The organism is Bartonella sp. AA78NXGY (genome assembly GCF_042197005.1).
Lineage (GTDB): Bacteria > Pseudomonadota > Alphaproteobacteria > Rhizobiales > Rhizobiaceae > Bartonella.
Map to the genome: position 1 here is coordinate 1 of NZ_JBHIRI010000085.1, position 722 is coordinate 722.

Genomic DNA, 722 nt, shown 5'->3' on the forward strand with positions numbered 1-722 from the left:
GCGATGCGCTATCTTATTGACTATGAAGGACTCGGTAAGACTCTTCTCAAAGATGTTGGTATTCCACGTGCAAGTTTTATTCCTCTTGGTAATCTTGGAGCTTTGGATGAAAAAGAGGGACAACCCTTTAAACTTGATCTCCAAAAAGCAAAGCAACTTTTAACAGAGGCAGGTTATCCGGATGGTTTTGAGGCCAGTATTTTTGCCGGTGCCTCTCCTTATCCTTTTGCTTTGCCTATTGCTCAGTCTCTCCAAGACAATGCAAAAAAAGTTGGAGTACGTTTTAAAATTGAACGTTTTGTAGGTACGCAGTTGTTTTCAAAATTTTATGCGCGTGGTTTTGATACGATTTTTTTCGGATGGAATAATGGCTCTGGGGACCCCCATACAATGGCTTCACGTCTTATTTATAATCCAGATAATCGGCTTGAGGCTAAAAATACAGGCTATGCGAGTTGGTGCCATGGGTATTTGGATGAAACTATGAATCAAAAGGTTCAAGATGCATTGTTTCAAAAAGATCCCAAAAAACGGGCGCAAATGTATGCTGATTTACAACGTGATTTTATGCAGAAAGGGCCTTATGCTTTTATCTATCAGACGTATCACACGATAGCGATGACACCTGATGTTAAAAAATGGGTTTGGAATAGTGCACCACGTATTTTTTATAGTGCAATTGAAAAATAAGAAGGTATCAAGTTTATAAAATATAAAAAACA

1 protein-coding gene is annotated in these 722 nt (G+C 38.4%); it reads left to right on the forward strand.

Annotation, left to right across the window (positions count from 1 at the left end; genetic code table 11):
* Positions 1-690, forward strand: a 690-nt coding sequence (locus ACFINL_RS09765; protein WP_375651494.1) for an ABC transporter substrate-binding protein, incomplete at its 5' end; no start/stop codon positions are given.
* Between the last annotated feature and the right edge of the window lie 32 nt (positions 691-722).